Genomic DNA, 1,387 nt, shown 5'->3' with positions numbered 1-1,387 from the left:
AGCCGGCGTGACGCTAAGCGGGTGCAACGACTTGGTTGTACTGTGCCGCCGGGGACCGTGCTACGTCGAGCCGCTGTCGTCTTAGTGTTTTATCGGTGACGCGGTCGCTCAGCAAGGCAATCGCCACGCTTTGGAGTGCACTCAAGCCGAGCTGAAAATGCACCTTCGGTATCGTCGGTGGAAGAAACGGTCGTGTCAAAGAACGCATCATGCGATCTGTCCAAGGGTTCGTGTGACAAACGCGGAACTCGGTGGAGAACGCCCCGGATGGAATGAATGGTGGCTGACCAGCAGCGCCCCACATTCAGGACAGCGACAAGCTTGCTCCATGCCAGCGGCGTCACAGACTTCCTGCCATGTTTTCGGTTCCTCGGAACCTGGATCGTAGCAGCCGCCGAGTGTCTGATGCGCTTGCACAAGCCCCGAGTGCTGGTTCCCACTGTAGAGCCCAAAGCCGCGCACGCATTGGTAGCGACGCGGCGGAACATGTTCCAGCCAACGCAGCAAGAAAGTGTCGGTTGGCAGGCGAGTCACGGCTTGTCGCTTTCCATCGCCCCCTTCGAGTTCACTGAGGCGGTATCGAAACACAACTTGCCCATCACGTTCCTCGAGCAACCGTGAGTTCCCGATCGGACCGCCACGCAGGTAGCGGGCAAGATAGGTCACGACACTGGCGCCACCTGCATAGGCATCAAAGACTTTGACGTTCCAAGGGTCACTCAATTTGTAAAGCAACGCATAGAACTGGTTGCGTGTCCAACCCGGTGGCAATTGGATCTTGCCAGCGACCACCATCTCTCGCAGCAACGCCTTGAACTTGCCACGGAACTTGGTCATCACAACCTTGCGGGGCAACAGGCACTTCTTCTTGGCAGCGACCCACGTTCCGTCTTCAGTCAGTCCGCCGGCAGAAACCAAGACATGCAGATGCACGTGCACGTCCAACTTCTGGTTCCAAGTATGCAAGGCGGCCAGGATCCCAGGTCGTGCGGCCAGATAGTCTGGGGATCCGAGCAGTTGCATCAGTGTCTGCGATGCCGCCTGGAAGAGAACGTCAGCAAAGGCTCGCTTGTTGTATCGCCACAGTGGGTTGAGCGAGTGCGGAATGGTGAAGATGAGATGGTGATGGGGGACCGGCAACAACCGATTTCGCCAGCCATCGAGCCACTTCTCGCGAGGTAGCCATCCGCACTTCGGGCAGCACCGATGCGAGCATGAGTTGTAAGCGACTTGGTGGAAGTGGCCATGCGGGCAACTGTTGACATGGCCTCCCAACTCTCGGGTGCGACAATGCATGATGGCCCACGCGGCTCGGTGCATGTCACCGCTGAGCCCATGTGACTTCGCAAGCCTGGGGTAGTGCTTGCGCATCAACTGTTGCAAGTCG

General features: G+C 58.3%; 1 protein-coding gene. It reads right to left on the bottom strand.

Annotated elements, in window-relative coordinates; all coding sequences use genetic code 11:
- Nucleotides 1-207: 207 nt before the first annotated feature.
- The coding region (locus tag RE6C_RS10225; RefSeq protein ID WP_144054724.1) for an IS91 family transposase at nt 208-1,387 on the bottom strand (1,180 nt) is incomplete at its 5' end.

The sequence above is a fragment of the Rhodopirellula europaea 6C genome (genome assembly GCF_000338295.1).
GTDB lineage: Bacteria > Planctomycetota > Planctomycetia > Pirellulales > Pirellulaceae > Rhodopirellula > Rhodopirellula europaea.
The sequence above is the reverse complement of the archived record's forward strand: the minus strand, read 5'-3'. Positions and strand labels throughout refer to the sequence as shown.